The following is a 24,441-nucleotide window of genomic DNA, read 5'->3' on the forward strand; positions in this document are numbered from 1 at the left end:
GCGGCATCGGCCGGCCGGCGTGAAGGAGTGCGGCCCTACTGCGCGGGCTGCAGTCCCATCAGGCGGGCGATCAGGTCGTCCAGGCTGATCAGTCCGGCGAGTCGGCCGTCTTGCGCACGGATGAGGGCCAGCGACGCCCGGTTCCTTCGCAGTTGTTCGAGCGCTTGGGAGACGGTGGTGTCCGTCCTCAGTTCCGGCACGGGTCGGACCAGGTCGCGTGCGGTTGCCGCACGGCCTCGGGTGCGGGCGACCAGTGCGTCGCGGGCGTGGATGGAGCCCAGGACTGTGTCGCCGTCCACGACGAGGAGGCGGGAGCGGTCGGCCTCGGTGGTCCGGGCCAGGATCGCGTCCAGGTCTGCCTCGGCAGAGACGGTCACGATGGCATCCGCTGGTGTCAGGAGCTCCGAGACCGCGGTCTGCGGCTCCGTCAGGGAGCGGGTGATCAGCTCGGAGTCGACCTTGTTGATCAGGCCGAGGCGCTCCGATTCGGTCACGAGGTGCGTGAGTTGCTCGCGGTTGTGGACGGCTGCGAGTTCGTCGCGCGGCTGGACCCGGCACATGCGCACCAGGGCGTTGCTGACCTTGTTGAGCAGCCAGATCAGCGGCCGTACGGCGTTGACCAGGGCGCGGAAGGGCGGGGTGAGCAGCATGGCGGAGCGCTCGGGGTGGGCGATGGCCCACGATTTGGGTGCCATCTCGCCGAGGACCATGTGGAGGAAGACGACCACGGTCATGGCGAAGGCGAAGGCGATGCCGTAGCTGAGCCCGCTGGGCAGGCCCAGCTGGTGCAGCAGCGGGTCGACCTGGTGGGAGATCGCGGGCTTGGAGATCGAGCCCAGTCCCAGGGTGCAGATGGTGATGCCGAGCTGAGCGCCCGCGAGCATGAGCGACAGCTCCCGCATGCCGGCGAGAGCGGCCTTGGCACCGCGTTGCCCGTCGGCTGCTGCCTTCTCCATGCGGTGGCGTTTGGCGGCAACGAGGGCGAATTCGGCGGCGACGAAGAAGCCGCTGCCGATCAGTAGCAGGACGGTGACGAAGAGGGCCATCGGGAAGCTCATGACTGCGCCTCCTCGGCGGCGTTCTCGGCAGGCTGGGTGCGCTCGATGCGTACGCGTTCTGGAACGTGCCGGTCCAGGCTCAGTACCTGGATGTGCACCCCGTCCACGGTGAGGCCGTCACCGATGGCCGGGAAGCGGCCGAGCCGGTCGATGATCAGGCCGGCCACGGTGTCGTAGTCCTCCTCTTCGGGAAGGTCAATACCGGTGGCGTCTTCGATCTCGTCCAAACGCCGGCCGGCGTCCACCAGCCAGCCGTCCGCCTCGGGGACGGCGAGCTCGACGATGGTGTCACTCTCGTCGGCGATGTCACCGACGAGTTCCTCGGCGATGTCCTCGTAGGTGACGACGCCGGCGACGCCGCCGTGCTCGTCGAGAACGACCGCGAACTCGTCGTCCCGCTCGCGCATCTGCGCCACGGCATCAGGCAGTGGCAGCGTGTCGGGCAGCAGGAGCGGCCGGCGGGCCGCGCCGCCCGCTGTGGTGGTCTCGAAGCGGTCCGCGGGCAGGCGTATCAGGTCCCGTACGCCGAGGACGCCCGCGATGTCGTCGGGGTGGTCGCCGAAGACGGGGTAGTTGGAGTGGCCGTGTTTCGCGATGAGCTCCACTGCTGCAGCGGCTGTGGCGTCTTTGTGGAGGAACACGGCGTCCGCGCGCGGCACCATGACTTCGCCCAGGGTGCGCTCGGAGAACTCCACGGCATGGTCCAGCAGCTCGGCGGTGTCGGCAGGGAGGTGGCCCTGCTCGTGGGACTCACCGATCAGGTGGCTGAGCTCTTCGAGGGTGGCACCGTGGTGCAGTTCCTCGACGGGCTCGATGCCGACCTTGCGCAGCAGCTTGTTCGCGGCGCCGTCGAAGACGCGCACGACGGGCCCGACGATCTTCAGGTAGACGAGGGTCGAGGGAGCGAGGGACTTGGCGAGCCGCTCGGGGACGGCGAGTGCCAGGTTCTTGGGCGCCAGCTCTCCCAGCACCATCTGCACGACGGTCGCGAACAGAAAGGCAAGTGTCACGGAGACCGCGGTGACCGCCCCGCCGGACAGTCCGACTTCTTCCAGCACGGGCCTGAGCAGCGCGGAGACGGAGGGTTCGGCGAGGAAGCCGACGATCAGGCCGGTGACGGTGATACCGAGCTGGGCACCGGAGAGCATGAACGAGAGCCGTTCCAGCACTTTCAGTGCGCGGGCGGCGCGCTTGTCACCTCGTTCGGCCTCTCGGGCGAGTGCGATGCGGTCGGCGGCGACGTAGGCGAACTCCTGGGCGACGAAGTAGCCGGTGCCCGCGGTCAGGACGAGGACGGCCAGTAGGCCGAGCACGGCGGTCACCGAGCACCACCCGGACACGTGCCGGAGTCAGGGCCGAGTGGTCGGGGACTGTGGCCCGCAGGGTCCGTCGGTCTGGCGGACAAGGAGCGCTCCTTCGAAGGGGTGGATCACGGAAAGGGATGGTGGTGCGGCAGGGATTCCCAGGTAGGGCGACCGCAGGGTCACACTGTGGCCGCCGGGCCGACGAGCTCTCCGAGGACGTCCTCCATGGTGACGTAGCCCAGGACCGCGCCCGTGTCCCCGGTGACGGCCGCCAGGTGGCTGCCGTCCGTGCGCAGGGCTGTGAGCGTGTCGTCGAGCGGGGTGTCGATGCGGACGCGGGTGACCGGGTGGAGCGCGGTGCGGGGAAAGGGTTGGTCGCGGTCGGTGACGCCCAGGGTGTCCTTGATGTGGAGGTAGCCGAGGACGGCTCCGGTCGGACCGGTGACGGGGAAGCGGGAGAACTTGGCTGCGGCTGCGGCCCGTTCCAGGCCGGCGGGCGTGATGGTGTGGTCGACGCTGTGCATCCGCCGGGCGGGGACGAGGATCTCGCCGACCGGTCGGGTGCCCAGTTCCAGGGCGTCGCGCAGGCGCTCGCCGTCGGCAGGCGAGAGGAGCCCGGCCTCGCTGGAGTCCTCGACCATGCGGGCCAGCTCCCCGTCGGTGAACACCGATGCGACTTCGTCCTTCGGCTGCACCTTCAGCAGGCGCAGCAGGATGTTGGCGAAGGCGTTGATGGAGAACACGAACGGGCGCAGGGCTCGGGTCAGGGCGACGAGTGGAGGGCCGAGGAGAAGGGCGGTCTTCGCCGGGGCGGCGAGGGCGATGTTCTTGGGGACCATCTCGCCGATCAGCATGTGTGCGTAGGTGGCCGCCGTGAGCGCGATGACGAAGGCGATCGGGTGGACCATGACGTGCGGGATGTGGGCCGCTTCGAAAGCGGGCTCCAGCAGGTGGGCGATGGCGGGCTCTGCGACCGCACCGAGCACCAGCGACGAGGCGGTGATGCCGAGCTGGGCGGTGGCCATCATCTGGGAGAGGTGCTCCAGGCCCCACAGAGTGGTCCGCGCCCGGCGGTTTCCCTGCCGGGCCGCGGGTTCGATCTGGCTTCTGCGCACGGAGATCAGGGCGAACTCGGCCGCGACGAAGAAAGCGTTGGTCAGCAGGGTCAGGGCGCCGATGAACAACTGCAGCGTGGTCATCGGGCCTCCTGAAGGTCCTGCTGCGAGAGGCGGGCCGGTGCGGTGATCTGCACCCGGTCGGCCCGGTGGTGCTCGACGTCCAGGACGTCGAGGCGCCAGCCGGCCACCTCGACCGAGTCACCCTCGACCGGGATACGGGCCAGTCGCGTGGCGATCAGGCCGGCCACGGTCTCGTACGGGCCGGCCGGCGCGAGGAGCCCTATGCCGGCGAGCTGGTCCATCCGCACGCTGCCGTCGGCCTCCCAGGAGGCGCGACCGTCGCCGGTCGGCGGCGCGACGAGAAGGTCGGGGGTCTCCAGCGGGTCGTGCTCGTCACGTACCTCACCGACAACTTCCTCGACGATGTCCTCGACCGTGGCGACGCCTGCCGTGCCGCCGTACTCGTCGATGACGACGGCCATCGTGCGCTCGGCCCGCATCCGCTCCAGCAGCCGATCGGCGGGCAGGCTGTCCGGCACCACCAGGGGCGCGGTCGCCAGCGACAGCACCGGCGTCGTCGCACGCTGCTCGGGAGCCAGGGCGAGGACATCACGGATGTGGACGGTGCCGACGACCTCGTCGAGGCTGTCGCGGTAGACGGGAAAGCGGGACAGGCCGGTCGCGAACGTGAGGTTGGCCGCGTCGGTGGCCGTGGCATGTGTCTCGAGCGCGATCACGTCCACGCGCGGCGTCATCACGTTCTCCGCGGTCAGCTCGCCGAGATGAAGCGTTCGGACGAACAGCTCCGCGGAGTCCTGCTCCAGCGCGCCCGCGCGAGCCGAATGCTGGGCGAGCGCCACCAGCTCCTCCGGGGTGCGGGCAAAAGCCAGTTCCTCGGCCGGCTCCAGTCCGAAGCGGCGCACGAACCGGTTCGCCGTGCTGTTCAGATGCTGGATGAACGGCCCGAACGCGGCGGTGAAGCCGCGCTGCGGACCGGCGACCACCTTGGCCACGGCCAGCGGACGTGAAATGGCCCAGTTCTTCGGCACCAGCTCACCGACCACCATCAGCACCACCGTGGAGACGACCACCCCGAGGACGGTGGCGACGGACGAGGCCGCCGCTCCGAGTCCGACGGCTGCGAGTGGGCCGCGCAGCAGCGCGGCGAGCGAAGGCTCGGCCAGCATGCCGATCACCAGGGACGTGACGGTGATGCCGAGCTGGGCACCGGAGAGTTGAAGGGTCAGCTTGCGCACGGCCTTGAGCGCGCTGTCGGCTCCACGCTCACCCGCCTCGGCGGCACGCTCCAGATCACCGCGCTCGACGGTGGTCAGCGAGAACTCGGCCGCGACGAACAGCGCGCAGGCCAGCATGAGGGCCAGGGCCAGCAGGAGCAGCAGAAGCTCGATCACCGTGCCACCCCCGCTCCCTCGCTCATCCGGCGTCGGCAGGTGGTGACACGGCTCGTACTGGGAGGTTCACCCATCGGGGGCCGTTGCTCCTTCTCGTGCAGGGGGTGGCAGAGGCACCGAGACACCCGGGCTTCTACAACCACTGTAAAGGAATGGCAAACGAGGCGGCACGGCACGGGCCCGGACTTTTGCCGCAGCTGCCCGTTCCGTGATCTGGGCGGGGGGCTGATTCCGGACTCACCGACGAAGGCTGAGTTTCACCCCTGGCAGGGCCCGCCGACCTCTATGCTTCTACACGCATGTAGATGTTGAGTCGCTCCGCAGGAGGCTGTTGTGACGTCGATGGATCTGACCAAGGTGCTGGACAAGGCGTGGGCGGACAAGCCGCTCGCCGATGTGCTCGGCGCGCCCGTCGCCGCGCTCAAGGGGGTGTCGGACCGGGACGGCGAGCTCCTCAAGGAGGCGTTCGGCGTCGAGACCGTGGCGGACCTCGCCGACCTCAAGTACGTCCGCTGGGCGCAGGCGCTGGCCGCGCTGGCTGCAGTGAAGTAGTCACCGACCGTCGTCCCGGCCAGGACGGCGGAGTTACGCAGAAATCACAAGCATCTCGAAGGAGTGAACGCCACGATGGTGTTCAAACGCCTGCTGGGCTCGATCGGTGTCGGTGGCCCGGCCGTGGACACGGTACTGACATCCGGAACAGTGCCGCCCGGTGGCAGCCTCACCGGCCAAGTCCATCTCAAGGGCGGCAACGCGGACTTCGACATCGAGCACATCACGCTGGAGCTGGTGGCCCGCGTGGAGGCGGAGACCGACGACGGGGAGCGCGAGGGCGTCGTCGTCTTCGAGCGGTTCCGCGTCGGGGCCGGTTTCCGCCTCTCCGAGGACGAACAGCACAGTGTGCCGTTCACGGTGGCTCTGCCGTGGGAGACCCCGATCAGCGTGCTGCACGGCCAGCCGCTCGGCATCGTCCTCGGCGTACGCACCGAGCTCGGTGTCGCCGGCGCCAGGGACAAGGGCGACCTCGACGCGCTCGCGGTGCAGCCACTGCCCATCCAGGAGGCGATTCTGGAGGCGTTCGGGCAGACCGGTTTCGGGTTCAAGTCCGCGGATCTCGAGTACGGCCGCATCGGCGGCACCGGGCAGCAACTGCCCTTCTACCAGGAGATCGAGCTCACGCCTGCTCCGCAGTACGCGCATGCCGTCAACGAGATCGAGGTGACCTTCCTCGCCACCCCCAGCGGCATGGAGGTCGTCCTGGAGGCCGACAAGCGCGGCGGGCTGTTCACAGGCGGCCACGACACGCTGACCCATTTCACCGTCAGCCACCACGGTGTCGAGCACACCGACTGGAACGCCGAAGTGGAGAACTGGGTGCGACAGCTCGTCGAACACCGTGCCTCCTACGGAACTCACTCCGCCTCCGGCCACGGCGAGGCTCATCACGGCGGCCACCACCACGACACAGATCACGGCCACCGGTCCGGACCAGGAATGGGGACCGTCGTCGCGGCCGGCGCGGCCGGTCTTGCGGTCGGCGTCGTCGGCGGGATGGTCGCGGCCGAAGTCGTCGACGAGGTGGGCGACTTCTTCGAAGGCGACGAGGACGAGGGCGAAGAGGGTGACGAGGGCTGAGCCGACTCCGCCCTTGACAGCTTCTATATCACTGTAGAAGAAATCGGCGGTTCCGGACCGCTCTCCCGTACGGCCCGGACCGCCCCTGACACATATGGAGTTCTCATGGCCCTGTGGGACCGCGTCAAGGAATCCGCATCGACGATGCAGACCCAGCTCATGGCGAAGAAGAACGACCTGAAGAGCGGCGCCTTCCGTGACGCCTCCATGGCGATGTGCGCCCTGGTCGCCGCCGCCGACGGCACCATCGACCCGTCCGAACGGCGCCGCGTGGCCCAACTGATCGCCACGAACGAGGTGCTGCAGAACTTCCCCGCCGACGACCTCCAGCGCCGCTTCGACGACAACCTGGGCAAGCTGACCGCCGACTTCGACTTCGGCAAGGTCGGCGTCATGCAGGAGATCGCCAAGGCGAAGAAGAAGCCCGCCGAGGCGCGCGCCGTCATCCAGATCGGCATCGTCATCGGCGGCGCGGACGGCGACTTCGACAAGACCGAACAGGCCGTCGTCCGCGAGGCCTGCTACACCCTCGACCTGCCGCCACACGAGTTCGACCTCTGATACCGACGGCGTCGCCACGCCTTGCGTGGCGACGCCACAGCGGGGCAAGAGCCCAGAAGCCAACCAGGGAAGGAGGACCATGGAGATCAGCGGCATCATCAGCGCGATCGTGATCGGCATCGTCATCGGCGTACTCGGCAGGCTCGTCCTGCCGGGCAGGCAGAGGATCGGCGTCCTGTGGACCATCGCCGTCGGTATCGTCGCGGCGTTCATCGGCACCGCTCTCGCCGCGGCCATCGGCGTCGCGGATACCAAGGGCGTCGACTGGATCGAATGGCTCATCCAGATCGCGCTCGCCGCCACGGGAGTGGCCGCACTCGAACGGTTCAAGGCCCCTCGCTGAGACCCCTGCCGACCACCCCGCCGACAGGACTTTCATCACTCGGCGGCGGCCACGAGCAGCGCCGGGTCACAGAGGCGTTGCCGCCCTCAGAATGAAGAACAAGGTGACGGCCGAATTCGCCGAGGAGAGCGCCGAGGCCGTCGCACCGGCCGCCGCGCCCCATGTGGCGAGACCGACCGTGGTCGACAGCGGCGGCCACACGCGCGCCGCGGGCGCCGGCTCCAGCAGGGCCGCCACCCGGCGCGGGACGGGTCCCGCCGCCGCGAGCCCGGCGAGCGTCGCGACGGGCGCGCCGCGTGTGATCAGCCCCGCTTTGCCGATCGCGCGGGCCACGACGCGCCGGCTTCCGACCGCCGCGGCGGCCTCCTCGTCCGCCCACCGCTCGGCCGTGTACGTCACCGCGGTCCGCAAGGGCCGCAGGAACGGGTTGACCCGCGCGGCCAGCTGCACCGCCAGCAGGAAGCGGTCATGACGGCCGACCAAATGGGCCCGCTCGTGCGCGAACAGCGCCCGGCGCTCCGACGAGCTCAGACCGGCCAGCATCCCAGTGGTGACCACGACCCGGTCACGCTCCCGGCGCCTGCCGGGCAGTGCGTACGCGTACGGCGTGCGGTCCGGCAATACCGCCACGGACCGCGACGGAAGTGTGGAGAGGGCCTGAGTGGCCCGGCGCCGTACGCGGTGGTGGCGCCAGGCAGCTCGGCAACACGACGCGAGCACGGCCACCAGTGCAGGGATGGCGACTTTGCCTGCAACCTCGTCGTAAGGGACCGCCTCCCGCACCTCGGGGTCGGACCAGCCGTCGGGGAGCGGGTTGCCCGGCAACTGCGCGGTGCCGACCACGACGAGCAGCGCGAGGCACAGCGTGCTGCACACGGCGAGCACGCCGGCGACCGCAGACAGCAGCCAGGTGGCGGCGCGTGGATGCAGATGGTGCTCGGCAAGGCGCGCCACCGGCCACGCGCTTAAGGGCAGTACCAGCGGAAGGAAGACGAAGACCCCCATGCGGTCAGCCTTCCCCTTCCTCGGCCGCTTGAGCCAGCAGGTCACGGAGCAGTTGCTCGTCGCCCGGGGGCAGCGCCGTCACGAAGCTCGCGAGGACCGCCTCCCGGTCCGCCTCCGCGTCCAGCACCTTCCGCATCCGCAGCGCGGCGAGCCCGGCCTCGTCGGCGTTCGGCGTCCACGCGAACGACCGGCCCGCGCGCTCACGCGAGACGGCGCCCTTCGCATGGAGCCGGGTCAGGATGGTGATGACGGTGGTGTATGCGAGATCGCCGCCGAGCCGCCCCTGCACCCACGCGGTGTTCACCGGCCCCGGCGCCTCACGCAGCGCAGCCAGCACCAGGCCCTCCAACTCGCCCTGGCCTCGCCGGCGAGATTGCTGAGGGCCGCCGCCCTGGTTCTGGCCCGTCATGCCGTCTCCCTCCCGATTTCTCCGACCCGGCGCACCAGGCGCTGGAGCAGTTCATCGTACTGAGTGGTGATGCCGCCGTAGGCCCGCGTTCCCCCCGTGTTGGGCCGCTCGCCGCATGAAGCGTGAGTGTGTGACCACCGAGGGTCAGGAGCCACCTGGCCCGACCGATGAAATCCGGGCAGCCATCCGCATGGGAGCCAGGCAGATTCTACAGTGATGTAGATTTTGATCGGCTCCTTCGCGGGCCGGCGATCCGAGAACTCGTATGGGGAAGGGATTCGAGATGGGTGTGAGCCTCGGCAAAGGTGGCAACGTTTCACTGAGCAAGGAGGCACCGGGACTGACCGCGGTACTGGTCGGCCTCGGCTGGGACGTACGGACGACGTCCGGCGCGGACTTCGACCTCGACGCGAGCGCGCTGCTACTGAACGAGACCGGCAAGGTCGTCTCCGACCAGCACTTCGTCTTCTACAACAACCTGACCAGCCCCGACGGGTCGGTCGAGCACACCGGCGACAACCTCACCGGCGAGGGCGAGGGCGACGACGAGTCCATCAAGGTGAACCTGGCCGCCGTGCCGGCCGGCGTCGCCAGGATCGTCTTCCCCGTCTCCATCCACGACGCCACCGCCCGCGGACAGAGCTTCGGACAGGTCCGCAACGCCTTCATCCGCGTCGTGAACCAGGCCGGCGGCGCCGAGCTCGCCCGCTACGACCTCTCCGAGGACGCCTCGACCGAGACCGCCATGGTCTTCGGCGAGCTCTACCGCAACGGCACGGAATGGAAGTTCCGCGCCGTCGGCCAGGGTTACGCCTCCGGACTCGCGGGCATCGCCTCCGACTTCGGCGTCAACGTCTGACCCGCGCCCCGGTGCGGCACAGCGCATCATCCCACCCCCCTGCGGGCACTTCGAGAAGGCGGAAACCGGTGTTCGGACTCAGCGAGCTCGCGATACTCCTGATCGTCATCCTCATCGTGTTCGGCGCAAAAAAGCTCCCGGACCTGGCCCGCAACGCGGGCAAGGCAGCACGCATCCTCAAGAGCGAGGCCAAAGCGATGAAGGCACCGGAGCAAGCGGCCAGCACACAGCAGCCGGCTCCCCGAATCATCCAGGGACACCAGGTCGACCACACTGGCCCACACAGCAGCGGCGGCACCACGAGAGGCGACGGGCCCACGCGGCTCTGAGCCGTCCGCCGCCACCACACACCAATGAACAGCGAGGCACCTCATGTCCGTGAACCTGTCCAAGGGCCAGCAGATCAGCCTGAGCAAGTCCGACGGCGGCGCGCTCAGCGTCGTACGGATGGGGCTGGGCTGGAAGTCCGCGCCCCGTAAGGGGTTCCTCGCGCGGATGACCGCCCGCGAGATCGACCTGGACGCCTCTGCGGTGCTCTTCGCCGACAAGCAGCCGGTGGACGTCGTCTTCTTCCAGCACCTGGTCAGCGACGACGGCTCGGTACGCCACACCGGCGACAACCGCGTCGGCGGCGCGGGCCAGGGCGGCGACGACGAGTCGATCCTCGTGGACCTGGCGCGCGTACCGCTGCACGTCGACCAGATCGTCTTCACGGTGAACTCGTTCACCGGCCAGACCTTCGCCGAGGTCGAGAGCGCCTTCTGCCGCCTCCTGGACGAGACCAACGGCCAGGAGCTGGCCCGCTACACCCTCACCGGCGGCGGCCGCTACACCGCCCAGATCATGGCCAAGGTCCACCGCGCCGGTACCGGCTGGCAGATGGCCGCCATCGGCAGCCCGGCGGACGGCCGCACCTTCCAGGACCTCATGCCGACCATCGCCGCCCACCTGTAGCAAGGGAGCAAGGCCGCCGTCTTAGCTTGATCATTAACCTCGCTGCTGTTTCAGGCGGACGTGTTCGGTGAGGGTTTCGATTCGTTTCACGGTCTTCCCAGGCTCGTGACGTGGGGCTGGCCTGCGGTTCTTCGAGCCGGGTGGGCGTCCGGGGCCGGGCTTGGAGGGTCTGGGCACATCGGCGGGACGGGCGGTCTTCACGCGGAGGTGGCGGAACCCCCGGCGCACCCGGGCAGGGGTGAGCCGACGAGGCTGAGTCGGCCGCTCCCAGGGCCGACGAAGATCCTCGGCGAGGGGCCGGGCAAGGCGGAGTTGAGTGTGGGCGGCGATGATCAACCACGTCCACAGGTCGGCCGAGTGCGGATCGCGGACCTTGGGGACGGTCCAGCCCAGAGTCTGCTTGAACAGCCGGAAGGTATGTTCAAGATCGAATCTGCGCAGGAACGCCTGCCAGCGCAGATCGACGTCTTCGCCGGTCAACCCGGTGCGCGAGGACCACAGCCACACCGGCTTCGGATCGCGGTCACCGGGCAGGTGGTGGACCTTCAGCCGGATCAACGTGCCGTGGATCAAAGGGAGTTCACCGCAGTGGTCGAGCCAGGGGCCACGGGCCTGCAATCGGGGGTGTATCCGGTCCCAGGCGAGGGCTTCGGCCGTGCCGTAGCGGGTGGTGTCGCACGTCGTGGCCTGGTCAGGGGTGTGCCAGGACTCCGGCTTGGAGAAGGTGAGGACGCCGCCGTGCTTGCGGGGCTGTCCGCCGCGCGGGGTGGAGCGACGCGGTCCGGCATCCCGGAGCATGACCCGGTCCGAGCGGAGCCGGCCTACCAGCTCAACAGGCAGGTCGGCCAGGACATAGGCGAGGCGGGTGACGTCGTAGCCGGTGTCCAGGACGACGAGGATGTCCGCGTCGCCCGGCCGCCACTGCCCGGCGTGCACCAGCCGGGCGACCACCTCCCGCAGCTGGGCGGCGGTCACCGCGGTGGCGTCGTCGGTCGGCCCCAGCCGGATCGCGTCCAGCACGGCCGTCCAGGACGTGCGCCCGGTCTCCAACGCGGCAACGAAGGAGTAAGGCCAGCCGGGGATGAACTGATCTGTGCTGCGGCCTCGCCCGTAGACGTGGCAGAACAGCAGGCCAGGGCTGGTGGGGGCGTCGGGCCGCAGCCAGTTGCTCACGTCGACGGCGAGGACGATCCGCCCGTCGGCCGCACGCGGCAGTGGCGTGGAGGCAAGCAGCCTGCGCAAACGGCGCGGCTCCAGCCAGCCGTGGTTGACCGCGTTGTACATCGCTCCGTGCCCTCGCCGGTGCTCGGCCGTGAGCGTCAACTCGACCAGCGACGTCACTGGGCCGTCCGAGCACAGCACCGCGTCGGTGAGCTCGAAGAGCGCATCCGCCCGGGTGTAGAGGCAGTCGTAGAACTGGACACGAAAGTGGGACAGGACACCCAACGCAGCATCAGCGGACTGTTCAAGGGCGAGACTCTTCACCAGCGGCCGTTTCTTCACGCGACGTTGCTCAACACCTCGAAGCGTGAAGAACGGCCGCCCTGCTGTCCCGGGAATGAACCAAGATCAGCTGGTCAGGTGAACGGCTGAGGTTAAACGCCAAGCTAACAGCACCACCGTGACCCGATGCCCGTTTGCCCCAGTTTCAGTAGTCGTGTCATGCGCTTAGGGGTACTTGGAGTGCCCGGCCCATCACCTCCCGTGCGACAGCAGTGGCGCCTTCGTAGTCAGCCTGGCTCGGTGTCGAGGTTCGCGCGTGGCCTGGCGGGCGCGCTCGAAATGCCCTGTGGTGCTGCGGTTGAACTGGCCAGCCGAGCTGAGTGCCATGAAAAGAACCCTGGTTGTTCCAATGGCCTGGTTGCTCTTGACTGGGCCGGACCGTCCTTACCCGGGGATTAGAATTGCCAGCGTGTCGGCAAAAAGCAGTGACATCGAGAAGGCGGCCGGTGTGCTGCACGCCGGAGGCCTGGTGGCCTTTCCGACCGAAACCGTCTACGGTCTGGGCGCCAGCGCCGAGGATCCCGCCGCGGTCGCGCGTATCTTCCAGGTCAAGGGACGTCCGCCCTCCCACCCGCTGATCGTCCACATCGGCGGCGTGGAGCAGCTGGGCGACTGGGTCGAGGACGTGCCCGCAACGGCGCGGCTGTTGGCGGAACGCTTCTGGCCGGGACCGTTGACGCTGGTCCTGCGGCGCGGCCGTCGGGTGCCCCTGGAAGCGACTGGTGGGCTGGAGACGGTGGCCGTGCGCGTGCCCGACCACCCCGTTGCACTCGCGCTGCTGTCGGCCTTCGGCGGCGGTGTGGCGGCCCCGTCCGCCAACCGCTTCGGCTCCGTCAGCCCCACGACGGCGGACCACGTCCGTGCGGAGCTCGGTGATGCCGTCGACTTCGTGCTGGACGGCGGCCCCTGTGAGGTCGGCGTCGAGTCGACCATCGTCGACGCCACGGGCGATGTCCCGAGCGCCCTTCGGCCTGGCGGCGTGGCGCGCGAGGACCTTGAAGCGGTGCTGGGGTGCCCGATCGCGGTCCATTCGACGAGCCGGGTTCGGGTGCCGGGCCAGCATCCGTCGCACTACGCGCCGCGGGCGCGGGTCGTCCTCGTCGAGCCCGAGAAGGTCGTCGCCGAAGCGGAGCTCGCGCAGGAGCTGGGGCACCAGGTGGGCGTTTTCCTTCCCCCCTCCCTCGCCAGTGCCCCGGTGAAGGCGCACGCCGTGGTGGAGGTCCCCGCTTCGATGGCCGCCTACGCGCGCGGGCTGTACGGGTTCCTGCGCCAGCTCGATCAGAAGGGGTGCGACCTCATCGTCGTGTCCTTGCCGGTGGAGGAGGGGCTGGGAGTGGCGATCGCCAACCGGCTCCGCCGCGCCGCGGGGCCCCGGCCCTCCACCGGCATCGACGTGCCGGACCTTCAGGAACGCTGAGCGCCCGGCATCACGAGACCGCGTCCGCGGCTACCTCAAGGCCGCGAGCGGTGACCAGCCGGGCCGTTCCGTCCGCCAGCCGGTACGACAACCCCACCACCGCGGCCCGGCCGGCTTCGACCGCCTGCGCCAGGACGCGGGAGCGGTCCAGCAGCAGGTCGACGGTGTGCCGGATGTGCTCCGCGATGAAGTCCGCGTCCTCGGTGTGTCCGGCGGCACGGGCCGCCAGCACGCTGGGCGTCACCCGCTCGATCACGTCCCGCACGTAGCCGCCCGCCGCCGCGCCGTCCGCGACGGCGGAGCGGGTGGCCGCCACCGCGCCGCACGCGTCGTGACCCAGCACCACCACCAGGGGTGCGCCGAGCACGCCCACCCCGTACTCGATGCTGCCCAGCACCTCCGAGCCCGCGACGTGTCCGGCGGTGCGGACCACGAACAGGTCACCCAGCCCGCGGTCGAAAATGATCTCAGCTGCCAGGCGGGAGTCGGAGCAGCCGAAGAGCACAGCGAACGGGTTCTGGGCCGGGACGACCTCGGTACGGCGAGCGGCGTCCTGGTTCGGGTGCTCCGGCGAACCGGCGACGAACCGCTGGTTGCCGGCCATCAGCATCTCGAAGGCGTCACGGGGCGTAAGCGTCTGTGTATCGGCCATGGCAAGCAGACTACGGCCAGAGCCCGGGCACAACGCAGCCGGGCCAGGCTGTGGCTGAGGGACCCGGCGAGGTCAGGAACCGAGGCGGCGGCACGCCCAGCCGCCGGCCGATCGCGACTTCAGCCCGACCCCTGAGCCCGCGACGGAGCTGGTCGCCCCCGTACGCCCAGCCCACACCGCGGACCGGCGCGGCCCCCGGGCCACCACCATCGTCAACCCGCTGCTCACCATCCGCCGTTACACCACACCACAACGAAGCCGGACCTGAACCCGCCGTACGCCAAACGAGGGAACGGCATGCCCCGACCGTCACGGCGCGGGGCGGCCCGGTCCGCTGCCCGCAGGCCGGGAGATCACCGGGGTGACTTTCGTACGTCCGGGCTCACGCGGCGCCGTCGGCACGGGCGCCGACCCGCCCAGCCGATCAACGAGCTTCAGCGTCACGTCTCTGGTGGCGCAGACGCTCTTCCTGATGTCGGTCCTGGTCGGCCCGATGGTGAGGCTTCGCGCCTGCAGCCCGGTCGGCGAACCACCCTTGAACACGACCGAGAATCACAAACGCTCAAGCGGACTTCCGGCCGCATTCCCTCCGCCGCCAAGGTCGGCCTCGGCCTCCGCAACGGTTTCACAGACCCGGAAGAACCGATCGGCACCCGTTATCACCAGAATCCGGCGCAGCTGCTGCGGGACGCACGCCAGTACCAGCTCCGCCCCGCTCACCCTGGGCCTGCCGACCAGCCCTGAGCAGCACATTCAGCCCGGCTGAGTCGCAGAACGACACACCCGACAGATCCAGCACGACGAACCCGTCGGAGCCGGCGAGCGCCTCCAAGAGCCGCTGCCAGAAGAACGGAGCGGTCTCGTAGTCCATCTCGCCGCTGACCCGGTCAACCGACGAAATGCAGGAGCTCAGGTGACGAAATCCCCAGCACAGTCCAGGAGCGGCTCGACGACGGAGGCTGCGCGACCTCTGCTGGGCAGCTGGTTCCCAAACTGGGAACACCTCGTGTGGTGGGCGAGGGCCGGCACGGGGAATCAGCCGGCCGAGCGACCGCCACGTGTCCGGCGTCCGCGCTGGGCTCGGTTCCCAGATTGGGAACGCCCGACCGCAGGGGGATCTCGGGTCGTTCCTGGTAGGTGTACTCGGTGGCGAGCGCGAGGACTCGAAGGGCCTCTTCGGTGGTGGTGGAGGGCTGGTTCTGCTCACGGGCGTGGCCGTGGAGGGCCCTGACGAAGGCCTCGACCCAGCTGGTGAACCGTGCGCGCTTGGCGGCGTCGTCGCGGTTGTTGATGGTACCGGCCAGCTCGCCCGGGGACCCGTTCTGGTCGATCCCGAGGGAGTCGATCCGGGCGCCGCGGACCGGCCCCGTGCTGTACTCGGATGCCAGAAGGGGGGCCACGAGCAATGCCTCCATGTTCGCCTCGACGGCCCTGCAGATCGGCCTCAACATCGGCAAGGCGAGGCACAACCTCGCCCACTCCGCCGCCATTCACCGTGTGGAACAACCGCAGCTCCAACACCTCCCCCCCTCCGTGTGGACCTCACCCAACGCATTGTGTGCCGGGACTATTTCCGCCAGCGGGACACGCTACTGAGCGTGTTCGCGAAACGGAGGCGTGGTCAGGGCTGGGCGGAGCCCACCTCACACACGAGCACAGCAGAAAGCCGCCTTCCCCACCGGGCAGTCAGACCGGTTAGGGAGGCGGCTTTCGATTACTGACAACGCGTCAGATTAAGTGTCCGGCGTGCGTCAAACGTACGTCACGTGCGTCAGATATGCGTCAAGATATCGCCCGTAGCACACATATCGCACACCGGCTAAAGCTACAGGTCAGCGGCCGTTCTCGGCGGGCTCAAGAATCGCGACGCACTCCACGTGATGAGTCGTCGCAAACATGTAAATGCAAAACATGTGAAAGAAAACCGCAGGTCAGCGCCACATAGGGAACGAATCGGGCACGGGATCGATGTGCATTGTGGGCACTACGTGCAGCCTGTCGACGCACGCTCCACCCGGGGCGAGAGTCCCTCAGGGGCTCACCGCCGGAAGGGTCCGCCGTATGGCATTCGGAATGCCATACTGCTGTCATGGCTGACGACGACACCGACTTCCCGCCCGGCGACGGCCCCAGCAGCGGCATCTCCGTCTCCCTGACTGCCGGCACCCTCCAGGCGATCCGTGAGCGGGTCGGCAAGCGGGGTGTGTCCGCGTACTTGGAGAGGGCCGCCCAACGGCAGATTGAGCGCGACAACCTGGACGAGCTGATCGCCGACTTCGACAAGAACAACGGCCCCGCGGATCCGGAAGCCGTGGCCGCGAAGCGGGCCAAGCTCACTGGCGGCACCCCCTCCGGGGCCGGGGTGGCTGCGTGAGCGGCGCGCTCATCCTGGACAGCGAGGGCTTGGCCAAGGCCGTGCAGCGCGACCGCGAGGTCCACGAGTGGCTCACCGCCGCCCGCGACGCCGACCTTCCGGTGATCACCTCCGCCGCGGTGCTCGTCGAGGTGATCCACCCCAGGATCAACGACGCCGCCCTGAAATGGACGCTGTCCCGGCTGCGGGTCGATCCGGTCACCCAGCCCCTCGCCCAGTCCGCCGCCTCACTGCTGCGCGCCGCCGGACTCCACGGCCACAAGTACGCCATCGACGCCATGCTCTGCGCCACCGCTCTCGCCCAGCCCGGCCGCGTCACGATCCTGACGTCCGACGTCGAGGACATCACCATGCTCACTGCCGACCACCCCTGCGTGACCACCGAGAAAATCTGATTCGCGGCACCGCGCCAAGAGTGGGCTATGCGGCAGGCTCCAGGGCGAAGGCGAGGATCACCTTGGCCAGGGCTTCGGGGCGGTGAGGTACGCCTCGTGCGCGTGGCCGGGGATTTCCACGAGGCGGCTGTTCGGCAGGGTCGCCTGAAGCCGCCGGGAGGTGTCGATCAGGATGGGTGGGCTGAGCTCTCCGGTGATGAGGAGAGTGGGGGCCGTGAGGCCGGTGAACCGGTCGAGGTCGTCACCGAAGGCGTCGATGGCGCGGACCTCCCGTGCCCAGGTCGGCGTCATCGATGCCCGGACCGACCACACGGGGCTGCAGCGGAAGTCCTCAATCGCTTCCTCCGGCACCCTGAGGAAGTTCCGCGTTACCCAGAGTCAGGGCCCGCTCCAGGTCGCCCTCCGCCACGGCCTGCTCGAAAGGCGCGATGGCATCGCCTCCGGCGGGCCCATGCAGTGGCACAGGCAGCTCGTAGAGCACGAAGGCTGCGGGGGTCCGCTGGAGGGCGAGGCCAAGGGTGATCAGTCCGCCGTAGGAGTGGCCCAGCAGGATGGCGTCGGGGCCCGCGACGTCGAGGACGGCGGCGATGTCCCCCTGTTCGCGCTCGATGCTGTGGTCGGGGCTGTCGCCGCTGGCACCGTAACCGCGGCGGTCGACCGCGTAGGTCGTCAGGTGCGGGGCGAGGGCATCAGCCAGAAGCTGCCAGTCCTGTGCCGCGTTCAGGGCTCCCGGGAGACGACCATCGGGCGTCCCTGGCCGGTGACGGTGACGGCGATCTTGGTGCCGTCGGCCGAGGTGACGTGCGCCTGTCGGGGGCTAGTGACACTCATGGGTGCAAGGATCAGCGGCGGCCGCCGGACTCTCCGCCCTGATGTTCCTGCCGGTCGGAATCGTCCTCGTCGTCAAGCATCCGCCGACCGCAGGATCCGCCGCTTACGCCCTCGCCGCCGGTGTCCTCTCCTCAGCCGTCCCCCTACCTGGCGGACCTCATCGCTCTGCGCCGCGTACCGGCCCAGACCTTCGGGCTCTTCATGAGCGTCAACCCCGTCCTGGCCGCCGTGGTCGGCTGGATCATCCTTGGTCAGAACCTGGCCTGGACCGCGTGGGCCGCCATCGCAGCCATCGTCGCCGCCAACACGCTCAGCATGGCGCGCCGACCGGTGACAGCCTGATCGCGGTGCGGTCGGGACGCTTCCGGCCCGGCCTACAGCGCGGTCGGGCTGACCCCGGATTGCGGCGTCACATGGGCCCTGCCACCCGTGGTGTGCCCGAAGCGTGCGATGGATCTGGTGCTCACAAACCGGGTTCCGGCCGTGCTGGGGTCTGGTCTCGGGCGTCGTCGAGGCCGACGAGCTGGACGACGCCGCTTTCACGACCGACTCCTCGGCGGCCGACCGCTCCGGTGAGGCCCCGCGCAGCGCCAAGCGACTCCTGGGGACGCGATGACGGGGTATCGCTCGTGTACCGGGCCGAACGCGGTGATCCAGGACGGACTTCACGGAGGAAGCCGCCGCCACTCATCGCCACCGCCTCGACGGCCAGGAGTCGAACTCCGCGAGCTCACCCCTTTCGAGGCGGTCGAGGAGCCGGTTGTCCCAGGCAAGGCTGATCGGGATCATCGTGCTCGATCCGGCGGCGTAGTCGCCCCCGGACATCAGGCCCACGGCCGCAGCCGCGGCGTGGTGCCATAACGCTTCGGCGGTCGAGACAGGCGCCTGTCCCCGTTGGTTGTGCTGGGTAGTGCGGCTGTACGGGGCGGCCGTGGCCCGGAGTCGAGCCCCTTCAGGCGGCGAGCACGGTGGAGGCGAGGACGACGTGCAGGCCGGTCCCGGCCAGGATGCTCAGCACGAAGTTGCGGCGCCACAGGTGGACGGCTGCGGTGACGGCCGTGGCGATGGCCAACGCCGCCCACGGACGTACGCCATGCGACTCCGCCGCGCTCGACAGCAACGTGTAGATGACGAGGATGGTCATGACGCCGAGGGGCATGTGGGCGTTGAGGTAGGGCAGCAGCGCACTACGGCGCAGCGGTGCCAGGAGCGCGAAGGGGGCGGCACGCAACGTCCAGGTCACTGCGGCGCTGACCAGGACGACCGCGATCAGGTAGGTGACGCTGGGCTCAGGCATCCTGGCCGGCCTTTCTGTGTAGAAGCGCGTAGCGGACGAGCAGGGCCCCGGTGAAAAGGGTCAGCGCGGGGACCAGCATCTGGGTGCCGAACAGCCGGTGTCCGACGAGCGCGGACACCACGGCGACGAGGGGGAGCGGCACGCTGCGGGTCGCGCGGATCGCGTCGATGGCCAGGACCAGGAAGAACGCGGTGACGGCGAACTGGAGTCCCACGATGCTGTCGGGGACGAGGGTCCCGCCGAGGGCCCCGAGGGTGACGCTACCGACCCAGTTCACCTGGAAAGTGGCCTGGATGGCCAGGATGCGGCGACGCGACCAGGACTGCGCCTCCGGCGCGGTGGTGAGCGCCCACGCCTCGTCGGTGAGGGTGAAGGTGCTGTAGGTCTTGGCGAGAGGCCCGTGGACCCGGTGCAGGGGAAACGACAGCGCGTAGAAGACATGACGGAAGTTGACGAGCAGAGCGGTCACGGCGACCTGGCTGAGGGGGGCCATGACGCCGACCAGGCCGATGAGCAGGAACTCCAGGGAACCGGCGAAGACGATCGCGGCGAACACGGTCGCCCACCACCATTCCAGGCCGGAGTGGGTCACCAGCACACCGAACGCCACGCCCATCGGGATCACGCCGAGGACGGCAGGCAGTGAATGCGTGACAGCCAGACGGATCTGGCCCGGCTGATGAGCGCTGGGCGACTGTTCCGTCGTAGCGGGCACCGAGGACTTGAGGGACATTGCAGCAATGGTAGAGAGGCCGAGGCAGGCAAAGATTGCTAATCCGTGCCCTAGAATGCAGGGATGCGCAAAATTCGAGAACTGGATGCCATTGATCGCGCAATTATCGAAGAGCTCCGCCAGGACGCAAGGCTGAGCAATACCGAGCTGGCCCACCGCGTGCGCCTGACGCCCGCTCCCTGCCTGCGCCGGGTCAAGCGCCTCGAGCAAGAGGGCGTCATCAGCGGGTACCACGCGAGGGTGGACCCCACCGCGGCGGGGCGCTCGTTCGAGGTCACGGTCTCGGTCGAGGTCACGGTGAACGATCAACGGTCGCTGGAGGAGTTCGAGTCCGCGGTCGCCGCGCTGGAGGAGGTGGTCGAGGTCCGTCGAGTGTTCGGGAGCCCGGACTACATCCTGCGCGTCCTGGTCGCCGACGTCGGCGAGTACGAGCGGTTCCAGACCACTAAGTTCCTCCGCCTTCCTGGCGTCAGCCGGACCATTTCCCACCAGACCATGAAACTGGTCAAGCAAGCGTGGTGAGCAGCGGCGCCGCCGTGTGCCCGAGACTCACACACCGAGACAACGAGGCCAGCTGCCGCGGGCATTGAGTACCAGCATGAGCGGGACCGGTCCCCGGCATCGCTGGCACAGCTCCGCGCTGGTCCTGCGAGGGTCAGGGGCCAGGAGAACAGATGTCCCGCAGGCGCAGGTCCGGTCGGCACCGATGCCGCAGACACCGCAGAAGGCTGAGCCCGCCACCCAGGTGAGTCCGGCTGTACCACCCGCCACCGTCGCCCCTGCTGGTCCTGTAACACCTGCCGGAAACGCGCTCCCTGCGTGCACCGGTGGTCTGCCTCCACCGTCACCGGTCAGGGACGTCCGCTCATGGTCTCCCCGGCGCCCTGAACGCGGCACCGGACTGGCAAGAGGGGACTCCGACGGCGAGCGCTTCACCAGCCCACTTCCGATCAAGTCGAGCAGCGGAGTCGACGGCAAGCAGCGCACCGCCCGGCACTGGGGGAATGATGGGCACGCGAGGGTGCATGCCGGGATCGAGATGACATGCTGCGCGCATGACATTCACGGACGACACGCCCTGCCGAGCGAGCTCTCGATGACCCAACTGCGGGGCGCGCACGCGGTGGTCACCGGTGGGTCCAGCGGGATAGGTCTGGCGACCGCCGCGGAGCTTGCCGCGCGCGGCGCTTCGGTGTCGCTCATCGCCCGGGGAACGGACCGGCTGGATGCTGCCGCCCGACAGCTGCGGGAGGCCGGGGCCTCGGTCCGTACGGCCACGGCCGATGTCTCCGACCAGGCGTCCGTGGAAGGCGCGCTCCGTCGGCTCACGGAGGAAGCCGGCGCGCCCGACGTGCTGGTGACGTCGGCCGGTCAGGCCCGGCCGGGGCACTTCCTTGAGCTGGACGACGAGGTGTTCCGGCGGATGATGGAGGTCGACTACTTCGGCACTCTGTACCCGGTGCGCGCGGTGGCGCCGGCCATGATGGAGCGCGGCCACGGCTCGATCATGGTCGTCTCCTCCGCTGCCGGCCTGCTGGGCATCTACGGCTACACCGCCTACAGCCCCGCGAAGTCGCGGTGCGCGGTCTCGTCCAGGCGCTGCGCGACGAACTGCGGCCGTGCGGGGTCCACGCCGGATGTGTCTATCCGCCCGATGTGGATACGCCGCAACTGGCCGAGGAGAACCGGTGGAAGCCCGCGGAGACGGCGGCGATCGGTGGCTCCATCAAGCCGTTGACCGCAGGGCGCGTGGCGCGGGTCACGGTTCGGGCGATCGAGCGTGAACGCCTCGCCATCTACCCCGACCCGGCCACGGCTCTGCTGGCCGGTTTCGGGCCGCTGGCCGCGCCGGTGCTGCGCCGGCTCGTGGACCGAAAGGTACGCAAGGTGCGAGGCGCCGCGCCCTGAGCCCGTAACCTCAGGTCAGGAGCCGGAGAACCTCGGTCAAGCCCCGCTCCCCCGTGCGCTGTTCGGCCGGAACGATGTAGGCGCGCAGCCCGCAGGCGGTGGCACCACCGTCCCGGACCGGGTTGTCCCCGACCATGAGCGTGGCGCGGGGATCGACGCCGAGGTCCGCGCACGCCTTGAGGAACAAATGGGGGTCGGGCTTCTCCCGGCCGAGCTCGTAGGAGATGACGTATCCGTCGATCAGGTCGTCCATTCCGTGGTGGGCGAGGTGGGTCCGAAGGTCCCAGGCGAAGTCGCTCACGATCCCCACGCGCGTCCCGCGCTCGCGCAGCGCGCGCAGCGTGGACTCGGTGTCCGCATACGGCACCCACGCGTCGGGCGCGGTGAGCTCTCCGTAGGCCGTGTCCTCCGCGCCCCTCAGGAAGTCCACGTGACCCCACCATCCCGACATCGCGGCGCGATGCCGTTCGGCGGAGAGGTCCCGGCCTTCCTGGAGGGCGGCGACGGCGGGCAGCCGGTAGGCGTCGCGAAGCTGCCGGGATATCTCGGCGACCGCGTCGGTCCCGTGCAGCAGGTCGGCCCGGCCGGAGGCTTCGCCCACCCGGTGCAGCCAGGCTTCCAGGTCGATCATGCGGAAGATCGTGTTACTGAAGTCGAACAGCACGGCTTCGATCGGCGGTACGAGGGCGGCCATCTCGGCGTCGGTGATGTGATAGGTGGTGGGGGTTTCGAACAGTGCCTGCATCACGGGGAATTCTCTCCGGGGTCGACTGTCTCTACGGGGACTCCAAAGCCGCGGAGAGCCGCGATCTCCGTGTCGGGGGTGCCGGTGTCGGTGAGGACCGCCTCGTAGTCGGCGGCGGTGCCGTACTCGTGCGTGGCGGTCTTGCCGAATTTCGAATGGTCCACTAGGAGCAGGGACCGCTCCGCGGAGGCGAGCATGGCCAGCTTCACCTCGACGTACTCGCTCAGCGGGTGGAAGAGCCGGCCCGAGAGGACGGCGGTGGCGGACATCAGGGCGAGATCGGCTCGGATACGGGACAGGGCGCGGGTGACCGTGGGTCCCGTACAGGAGTTGAAGTCGCCGTGGTAGCGCCCGCCCAGAAGGGTGACGTCCACGCCGGGGGCGGACCCCAGGCGCTGCGCGAGGGCGACCGAGTTGGTGACGACGGTGAGCTGGTCGAGCTTCGCGAGGGCGGGGGTCAGTGGGTAGAGGGTGGTGGAGTCGTCCATGAGGACCGTGCTGCCCGGCCTGATCCGGTCGAGGACGGCCGCGCACAGTGCTGTCTTCGCCGCGAGGGCGGCGTTCTCACGGAAGCGGGTGGCCGTCTCCATGGTCAGGGCGGGGAAGGCTACGGCCCGGCCCCGTTCCTTGCGGAGCAGGTGGCGCTTGTCGAGGTCGTCGAGGTCACGGTGCATCGTCATCAGGCTGACGCCGAAGCGGTCGGCGAGGTCGTCGATGCGGGTCTCGCCGTGCTCGACGACGTGGCGCAGGACGGCCTGGCGCCGTTCCTCGACCGCGGCCTGCGACAGCCGTGTCCTGGCGGTCACCGCGTCCCTCCTTCACTTCCGTACCGGCGTCTCCGGGCAACGTCGAAGTTTCGCACACGGGGCCTACGGAGCTTCCACGGTGACGAGGACCTTGACGTGCTCCGGGGCGAGGGAGGCGGTGAACGCCTTGCCGGCATCCTCCAGCGCGTAGACGGCGGTGACGATCTCGTCAGTGTCAACGGCGCCGGAGGAGATGAGGGAGATCGCGGCGCGGTAGTCCTCCGCGGTGTACATCAAGGTGCCTTCGATACGGATCTCCCGGTCCTGGACCAGGTCCAGACGGATGGGGGTGGGGCCGGCGGCTCCCACGCCGACGACGATGATCCGGCCGCCCTTGGTGACGAGATCGGTGGCCTGGGCCATGGACTGCTCACGCGCCACGCAGTCGAAGACGACGTCGACCGGTCCGCCGAGTACGGCGTGGGCCTGTGCGATCAGATCGGGGGCGTCGGCGGGCAGGACCGCGTCGGCGCCGAGGCGCAGGGCGCGGTCCCGCTTGCCCGCCAGCAGATCGGTGACGGCAATCTTGGCGGCGCCCGCGTGCCGGGCGGCGGCGAGGACGAGCAGGCCGATGGGTCCGGCGCCTAGGACCACCACCGTACGACCCGTGAGGTCACCGGCCTTGGCGACAGCGTGCACCGGGGTGGCCAGCGGCTCGACGAGCGCCGCCTCGGTGTCGGTCATGCCCTCGGGGACGCGGTGCAGACGGTCGGCGGGGATGGTGAAAAGGTCCGTCATGGCGCCGGGAGTCTGGCAGCCGAACACCTGCAGCTCCTGACAGATGTTGTAGCGGCCGGAGCGGCACTGGGGGCACTGCCCGCAGAAGAGGTTCGGTTCGACGATCACCCGGTCGCCGGGGGCGAATCCCTCGGTGCCCGTGACGACGCCCGGTCCGACGGCGGCGACGACGCCGACCGCTTCATGACCGGGGTGGTAGGGCAGGTCCATGAACGGATGGTGGCCGAGGGCGGCGTGAGTGTCGGATCCGCACACACCCACCACGGTGGTGCGTACGAGGAGTTCGCCGTCACCGGCCACGGGCGCGGGTACCCGCTCGACGGTGATGTCGTCGATGGACCGGACGAGTACGCGGCGGATCTGCTGGGACATGGGGGTGGTGCT

The 24,441-nt window shown here is 69.4% G+C and carries 32 protein-coding genes and 1 pseudogene; 15 read left to right on the plus strand and 18 right to left on the minus strand.

Going from position 1 to position 24,441, the window contains the following annotated elements:
• Nucleotides 1-35: 35 nt before the first annotated feature.
• The 4 genes from OGH68_RS03795 to OGH68_RS03810 all read right to left on the minus strand — a co-directional run bounded on the left by OGH68_RS03795 (nt 36) and on the right by OGH68_RS03810 (nt 4,892).
• The gene (locus OGH68_RS03795; RefSeq protein ID WP_264241878.1) at nt 36-1,058 is read right to left on the minus strand and encodes a hemolysin family protein; all 1,023 of its coding nucleotides are present in this window, start codon (nt 1,056-1,058) and stop codon (nt 36-38) included.
• Nucleotides 1,055-2,380 carry a hemolysin family protein gene (locus tag OGH68_RS03800; RefSeq protein WP_264241879.1) on the minus strand — a complete coding sequence of 442 codons (1,326 nt, stop codon included), beginning with the start codon at nt 2,378-2,380 and terminating at the stop codon, nt 1,055-1,057. Before OGH68_RS03800 ends, OGH68_RS03795 begins: the two co-directional genes overlap by 4 nt.
• Before the next feature lie 161 nt (nt 2,381-2,541).
• Complete coding sequence (locus OGH68_RS03805; protein ID WP_264241880.1) at nt 2,542-3,561, minus strand: hemolysin family protein; 1,020 nt, start codon at nt 3,559-3,561, stop codon at nt 2,542-2,544.
• Nucleotides 3,558-4,892: a hemolysin family protein gene (locus tag OGH68_RS03810; RefSeq protein WP_264241881.1), complete on the minus strand. Its 1,335-nt coding sequence runs from the start codon at nt 4,890-4,892 to the stop codon at nt 3,558-3,560. Before OGH68_RS03810 ends, OGH68_RS03805 begins: the two co-directional genes overlap by 4 nt.
• Before the next feature lie 333 nt (nt 4,893-5,225).
• Here OGH68_RS03810 and OGH68_RS03815 point away from each other — a divergent pair, with 333 nt between their 5' ends.
• The 4 genes from OGH68_RS03815 to OGH68_RS03830 all read left to right on the plus strand — a co-directional run bounded on the left by OGH68_RS03815 (nt 5,226) and on the right by OGH68_RS03830 (nt 7,431).
• A complete protein-coding gene (locus OGH68_RS03815; protein WP_264241882.1) occupies nt 5,226-5,444 on the plus strand; it encodes a hypothetical protein in 219 nt (72 codons plus the stop codon).
• Nucleotides 5,445-5,519: 75 nt separating this feature from the next.
• Nucleotides 5,520-6,527: a sporulation protein gene (locus OGH68_RS03820; protein WP_264241883.1), complete on the plus strand. Its 1,008-nt coding sequence runs from the start codon at nt 5,520-5,522 to the stop codon at nt 6,525-6,527.
• A gap of 105 nt (nt 6,528-6,632) precedes the next feature.
• Nucleotides 6,633-7,088 carry a tellurite resistance TerB family protein gene (locus OGH68_RS03825; RefSeq protein ID WP_264241884.1) on the plus strand — a complete coding sequence of 152 codons (456 nt, stop codon included), beginning with the start codon at nt 6,633-6,635 and terminating at the stop codon, nt 7,086-7,088.
• Between the two features lie 79 nt (nt 7,089-7,167).
• Entirely contained in the window at nt 7,168-7,431 is a 264-nt protein-coding gene (locus tag OGH68_RS03830) for a GlsB/YeaQ/YmgE family stress response membrane protein (protein ID WP_264241885.1), read from the plus strand.
• A gap of 66 nt (nt 7,432-7,497) precedes the next feature.
• Here OGH68_RS03830 and OGH68_RS03835 read toward each other — a convergent pair whose 3' ends face one another.
• A complete protein-coding gene (locus tag OGH68_RS03835; protein WP_264241886.1) occupies nt 7,498-8,436 on the minus strand; it encodes a M56 family metallopeptidase in 939 nt (312 codons plus the stop codon).
• Nucleotides 8,437-8,440: 4 nt separating this feature from the next.
• Nucleotides 8,441-8,845, minus strand: coding sequence for a BlaI/MecI/CopY family transcriptional regulator (locus tag OGH68_RS03840; RefSeq protein WP_264241887.1), 405 nt, complete (start codon nt 8,843-8,845; stop codon nt 8,441-8,443).
• A gap of 283 nt (nt 8,846-9,128) precedes the next feature.
• Here OGH68_RS03840 and OGH68_RS03845 point away from each other — a divergent pair, with 283 nt between their 5' ends.
• The 3 genes from OGH68_RS03845 (at nt 9,129) to OGH68_RS03855 (ending at nt 10,658) form a co-directional block, all read left to right on the plus strand.
• A complete protein-coding gene (locus OGH68_RS03845; RefSeq protein ID WP_264241888.1) occupies nt 9,129-9,704 on the plus strand; it encodes a TerD family protein in 576 nt (191 codons plus the stop codon).
• A gap of 68 nt (nt 9,705-9,772) precedes the next feature.
• On the plus strand, nt 9,773-10,033 hold the full coding sequence (gene tatA, locus OGH68_RS03850; RefSeq protein ID WP_264241889.1) for a twin-arginine translocase TatA/TatE family subunit: 261 nt from the start codon (nt 9,773-9,775) through the stop codon (nt 10,031-10,033).
• Between the two features lie 43 nt (nt 10,034-10,076).
• The gene (locus tag OGH68_RS03855; RefSeq protein ID WP_264241890.1) at nt 10,077-10,658 is read left to right on the plus strand and encodes a TerD family protein; all 582 of its coding nucleotides are present in this window, start codon (nt 10,077-10,079) and stop codon (nt 10,656-10,658) included.
• Between the two features lie 33 nt (nt 10,659-10,691).
• Here OGH68_RS03855 and OGH68_RS03860 read toward each other — a convergent pair whose 3' ends face one another.
• On the minus strand, nt 10,692-12,104 hold the full coding sequence (locus tag OGH68_RS03860) for an NF041680 family putative transposase (RefSeq protein WP_264249890.1): 1,413 nt from the start codon (nt 12,102-12,104) through the stop codon (nt 10,692-10,694).
• A gap of 406 nt (nt 12,105-12,510) precedes the next feature.
• On the opposite strand from OGH68_RS03860, the gene OGH68_RS03865 reads away from it, so the two are divergent.
• The gene (locus OGH68_RS03865; RefSeq protein WP_413471082.1) at nt 12,511-13,578 is read left to right on the plus strand and encodes an L-threonylcarbamoyladenylate synthase; all 1,068 of its coding nucleotides are present in this window, start codon (nt 12,511-12,513) and stop codon (nt 13,576-13,578) included.
• A gap of 10 nt (nt 13,579-13,588) precedes the next feature.
• Here OGH68_RS03865 and OGH68_RS03870 read toward each other — a convergent pair whose 3' ends face one another.
• From OGH68_RS03870 to OGH68_RS36350, 4 genes are all read right to left on the minus strand, one after another.
• Nucleotides 13,589-14,230 (minus strand): carbonic anhydrase, encoded by a 642-nt coding sequence (locus OGH68_RS03870; RefSeq protein ID WP_264241891.1) that lies wholly within the window; start codon nt 14,228-14,230, stop codon nt 13,589-13,591.
• A gap of 552 nt (nt 14,231-14,782) precedes the next feature.
• Nucleotides 14,783-14,908, minus strand: coding sequence for a hypothetical protein (locus OGH68_RS36340; protein WP_413471083.1), 126 nt, complete (start codon nt 14,906-14,908; stop codon nt 14,783-14,785).
• Nucleotides 14,856-15,101 (minus strand): STAS domain-containing protein, encoded by a 246-nt coding sequence (locus tag OGH68_RS36345; protein WP_413470929.1) that lies wholly within the window; start codon nt 15,099-15,101, stop codon nt 14,856-14,858. The genes OGH68_RS36340 and OGH68_RS36345 overlap by 53 nt, the downstream gene beginning before the upstream one ends.
• Before the next feature lie 16 nt (nt 15,102-15,117).
• Nucleotides 15,118-15,630 (minus strand): hypothetical protein, encoded by a 513-nt coding sequence (locus tag OGH68_RS36350; protein WP_413470930.1) that lies wholly within the window; start codon nt 15,628-15,630, stop codon nt 15,118-15,120.
• A 689-nt stretch (nt 15,631-16,319) separates the two neighbouring features.
• Between OGH68_RS36350 and OGH68_RS03880 the strand changes: the two genes are divergently transcribed.
• Both OGH68_RS03880 and OGH68_RS03885 read left to right on the plus strand, forming a co-directional pair.
• On the plus strand, nt 16,320-16,604 hold the full coding sequence (locus OGH68_RS03880) for a hypothetical protein (protein WP_264241892.1): 285 nt from the start codon (nt 16,320-16,322) through the stop codon (nt 16,602-16,604).
• Entirely contained in the window at nt 16,601-16,999 is a 399-nt protein-coding gene (locus OGH68_RS03885; protein ID WP_264241893.1) for a PIN domain-containing protein, read from the plus strand. Before OGH68_RS03880 ends, OGH68_RS03885 begins: the two co-directional genes overlap by 4 nt.
• Nucleotides 17,000-17,056: 57 nt before the next feature.
• Here the strand turns inward: OGH68_RS03885 and OGH68_RS03890 are convergent, their stop codons facing one another.
• Nucleotides 17,057-17,350 carry an alpha/beta fold hydrolase gene (locus OGH68_RS03890; protein WP_264241894.1) on the minus strand — a complete coding sequence of 98 codons (294 nt, stop codon included), beginning with the start codon at nt 17,348-17,350 and terminating at the stop codon, nt 17,057-17,059.
• On the minus strand, nt 17,331-17,723 hold the full coding sequence (locus tag OGH68_RS36355) for an alpha/beta fold hydrolase (protein WP_413471084.1): 393 nt from the start codon (nt 17,721-17,723) through the stop codon (nt 17,331-17,333). The genes OGH68_RS03890 and OGH68_RS36355 overlap by 20 nt, the downstream gene beginning before the upstream one ends.
• Before the next feature lie 112 nt (nt 17,724-17,835).
• On the opposite strand from OGH68_RS36355, the pseudogene OGH68_RS03895 reads away from it, so the two are divergent.
• Nucleotides 17,836-18,172: pseudogene (locus OGH68_RS03895) on the plus strand (EamA family transporter); the annotation flags it as partial.
• A 103-nt stretch (nt 18,173-18,275) separates the two neighbouring features.
• A complete protein-coding gene (locus tag OGH68_RS03900) occupies nt 18,276-18,446 on the plus strand; it encodes a hypothetical protein (RefSeq protein ID WP_264241895.1) in 171 nt (56 codons plus the stop codon).
• A 336-nt stretch (nt 18,447-18,782) separates the two neighbouring features.
• On the opposite strand, the gene OGH68_RS03905 is transcribed toward OGH68_RS03900, so the two are convergent.
• Together OGH68_RS03905 and OGH68_RS03910 are read right to left on the minus strand one after the other, a co-directional pair.
• A complete protein-coding gene (locus OGH68_RS03905) occupies nt 18,783-19,127 on the minus strand; it encodes a branched-chain amino acid transporter permease (protein WP_264241896.1) in 345 nt (114 codons plus the stop codon).
• Nucleotides 19,120-19,860, minus strand: a complete 741-nt coding sequence (locus OGH68_RS03910; protein ID WP_264241897.1) for an AzlC family ABC transporter permease — start codon at nt 19,858-19,860, stop codon at nt 19,120-19,122. Before OGH68_RS03910 ends, OGH68_RS03905 begins: the two co-directional genes overlap by 8 nt.
• Nucleotides 19,861-19,923: 63 nt before the next feature.
• Between OGH68_RS03910 and OGH68_RS03915 the strand changes: the two genes are divergently transcribed.
• The 3 genes from OGH68_RS03915 (at nt 19,924) to OGH68_RS03925 (ending at nt 21,768) form a co-directional block, all read left to right on the plus strand.
• Nucleotides 19,924-20,382 (plus strand): Lrp/AsnC family transcriptional regulator, encoded by a 459-nt coding sequence (locus OGH68_RS03915; RefSeq protein ID WP_264241898.1) that lies wholly within the window; start codon nt 19,924-19,926, stop codon nt 20,380-20,382.
• A 574-nt stretch (nt 20,383-20,956) separates the two neighbouring features.
• On the plus strand, nt 20,957-21,598 hold the full coding sequence (locus tag OGH68_RS03920; protein ID WP_264241899.1) for an SDR family NAD(P)-dependent oxidoreductase: 642 nt from the start codon (nt 20,957-20,959) through the stop codon (nt 21,596-21,598).
• Complete coding sequence (locus OGH68_RS03925) at nt 21,595-21,768, plus strand: hypothetical protein (RefSeq protein ID WP_264241900.1); 174 nt, start codon at nt 21,595-21,597, stop codon at nt 21,766-21,768. Before OGH68_RS03920 ends, OGH68_RS03925 begins: the two co-directional genes overlap by 4 nt.
• Nucleotides 21,769-21,778: 10 nt before the next feature.
• Here the strand turns inward: OGH68_RS03925 and OGH68_RS03930 are convergent, their stop codons facing one another.
• The 3 genes from OGH68_RS03930 to OGH68_RS03940 all read right to left on the minus strand — a co-directional run bounded on the left by OGH68_RS03930 (nt 21,779) and on the right by OGH68_RS03940 (nt 24,429).
• A complete protein-coding gene (locus OGH68_RS03930; protein ID WP_264249892.1) occupies nt 21,779-22,513 on the minus strand; it encodes an HAD family hydrolase in 735 nt (244 codons plus the stop codon).
• Nucleotides 22,513-23,319 (minus strand): DeoR/GlpR family DNA-binding transcription regulator, encoded by an 807-nt coding sequence (locus OGH68_RS03935; protein ID WP_264241901.1) that lies wholly within the window; start codon nt 23,317-23,319, stop codon nt 22,513-22,515. Before OGH68_RS03935 ends, OGH68_RS03930 begins: the two co-directional genes overlap by 1 nt.
• 63 nt (nt 23,320-23,382) lie before the next feature.
• Nucleotides 23,383-24,429: a zinc-dependent alcohol dehydrogenase gene (locus OGH68_RS03940; RefSeq protein WP_264241902.1), complete on the minus strand. Its 1,047-nt coding sequence runs from the start codon at nt 24,427-24,429 to the stop codon at nt 23,383-23,385.
• Nucleotides 24,430-24,441 lie beyond the last annotated feature (12 nt).

Source organism: Streptomyces peucetius (genome assembly GCF_025854275.1).
In the GTDB taxonomy this organism is placed as follows: Bacteria; Actinomycetota; Actinomycetes; order Streptomycetales; family Streptomycetaceae; genus Streptomyces; species Streptomyces peucetius_A.

Bases quoted from the DNA above. Each gene is read 5' to 3' on its own strand.
- OGH68_RS03795 (WP_264241878.1), bottom strand. From the start codon at position 1,058: ATGAGCTTCCCGATGGCCCTCTTCGTCACCGTCCTGCTACTGATCGGC.
- OGH68_RS03805 (WP_264241880.1), bottom strand. From the start codon at position 3,561: ATGACCACGCTGCAGTTGTTCATCGGCGCCCTGACCCTGCTGACCAAC.
- OGH68_RS03820 (WP_264241883.1), top strand. From the start codon at position 5,520: ATGGTGTTCAAACGCCTGCTGGGCTCGATCGGTGTCGGTGGCCCGGCC.
- OGH68_RS03825 (WP_264241884.1), top strand. From the start codon at position 6,633: ATGGCCCTGTGGGACCGCGTCAAGGAATCCGCATCGACGATGCAGACC.
- OGH68_RS03830 (WP_264241885.1), top strand. From the start codon at position 7,168: ATGGAGATCAGCGGCATCATCAGCGCGATCGTGATCGGCATCGTCATC.
- OGH68_RS03835 (WP_264241886.1), bottom strand. From the start codon at position 8,436: ATGGGGGTCTTCGTCTTCCTTCCGCTGGTACTGCCCTTAAGCGCGTGG.
- OGH68_RS03840 (WP_264241887.1), bottom strand. From the start codon at position 8,845: ATGACGGGCCAGAACCAGGGCGGCGGCCCTCAGCAATCTCGCCGGCGA.
- OGH68_RS03845 (WP_264241888.1), top strand. From the start codon at position 9,129: ATGGGTGTGAGCCTCGGCAAAGGTGGCAACGTTTCACTGAGCAAGGAG.
- OGH68_RS03855 (WP_264241890.1), top strand. From the start codon at position 10,077: ATGTCCGTGAACCTGTCCAAGGGCCAGCAGATCAGCCTGAGCAAGTCC.
- OGH68_RS03865 (WP_413471082.1), top strand. From the start codon at position 12,511: ATGGCCTGGTTGCTCTTGACTGGGCCGGACCGTCCTTACCCGGGGATT.
- OGH68_RS03870 (WP_264241891.1), bottom strand. From the start codon at position 14,230: ATGGCCGATACACAGACGCTTACGCCCCGTGACGCCTTCGAGATGCTG.
- OGH68_RS36345 (WP_413470929.1), bottom strand. From the start codon at position 15,101: ATGGACTACGAGACCGCTCCGTTCTTCTGGCAGCGGCTCTTGGAGGCG.
- OGH68_RS03880 (WP_264241892.1), top strand. From the start codon at position 16,320: ATGGCTGACGACGACACCGACTTCCCGCCCGGCGACGGCCCCAGCAGC.
- OGH68_RS03905 (WP_264241896.1), bottom strand. From the start codon at position 19,127: ATGCCTGAGCCCAGCGTCACCTACCTGATCGCGGTCGTCCTGGTCAGC.
- OGH68_RS03910 (WP_264241897.1), bottom strand. From the start codon at position 19,860: ATGTCCCTCAAGTCCTCGGTGCCCGCTACGACGGAACAGTCGCCCAGC.
- OGH68_RS03915 (WP_264241898.1), top strand. From the start codon at position 19,924: ATGCGCAAAATTCGAGAACTGGATGCCATTGATCGCGCAATTATCGAA.
- OGH68_RS03920 (WP_264241899.1), top strand. From the start codon at position 20,957: ATGACCCAACTGCGGGGCGCGCACGCGGTGGTCACCGGTGGGTCCAGC.
- OGH68_RS03930 (WP_264249892.1), bottom strand. From the start codon at position 22,513: ATGCAGGCACTGTTCGAAACCCCCACCACCTATCACATCACCGACGCC.
- OGH68_RS03940 (WP_264241902.1), bottom strand. From the start codon at position 24,429: ATGTCCCAGCAGATCCGCCGCGTACTCGTCCGGTCCATCGACGACATC.